This is a genomic window from Nocardioides sp. P4_G4, from assembly GCF_056401085.1.
Window position 1 is genome coordinate 1 of sequence record NZ_JBFUKA010000189.1, and the last position, 873, is coordinate 873.

The window sequence follows — 873 nt, forward strand, 5'->3', positions numbered from 1 at the left end:
GGGTCGGCGTCCTGGCGGTGGACCCGTCGTCGGTGGGGTCGGCGTCCTGGCGGTGGACCCGTCGTCGGTGCGCACGGGCGGCTCGGTGCTCGGTGACAAGACCCGGATGGCGTCGCTCTCCGTCGACCCGCGGGCCTACATCCGGCCCTCGCCGTCCGCCGGCACGCTGGGGGGCGTCGCGCGGGCCACGACCCAGGCCATGCTGGTGCTCGAGGCCGCGGGGTACGACGTCGTGCTGGTCGAGACGGTCGGCGTCGGACAGTCCGAGGTCACCGTCGCCGGGATGGTCGACACGTTCCTGTTCCTCACGCTCGCCCGCACCGGCGACCAGCTCCAGGGGATCAAGAAGGGCATCCTGGAGATCGCCGACGTGATCGCGGTCAACAAGGCCGACGGCGACCGCGAGCAGGAGGCGCGCGGCGCCGCCCGCGAGCTCGCCGGGGCCCTGCGGCTCGTGCACGGCAAGGGGGAGTGGGCGCCCCCGGTGGTCACCTGCTCGGCGCTGACCGGGGTCGGCGTCGAGGACGTCTGGAAGCGCGTCGGCGCGCACCGCGAGCACCTCGGCGAGGCCGGGCTGCTGCACAAGCGGGCCGGCCAGCAGCTCGACTTCACCTGGTCGCTGGTGCGCGACGAGCTCGACCAGCGGCTGCGCCGCTCCGCCTCGGTCGCCGCGATCCGCGACGAGGTCCGCGCCGCCGTGCTCTCCGGCGAGCTCCCGGCGCCGATGGCCGCCGACCGGATCCTCGCGGCGTACGACGCGGGCTGACGCCGCCGGGGTCGCCCCGCCGTGCCGCGGCCCCGCCGCGCCCGGGAGCGGTGACTGAGCCACATTCCTGGCGAGTCGAACGTGGCCGGCGCACCGCCGCGCCCGGC

1 protein-coding gene is annotated in these 873 nt (G+C 76.3%); it reads left to right on the top strand.

All coding sequences use genetic code 11. From position 1 onward, the window contains the following. Positions 1-766 (top strand): methylmalonyl Co-A mutase-associated GTPase MeaB (gene meaB, locus AC1DQF_RS21660; protein ID WP_477527284.1); only part of this gene is annotated, 766 nt, incomplete at its 5' end. Positions 767-873 lie beyond the last annotated feature (107 nt).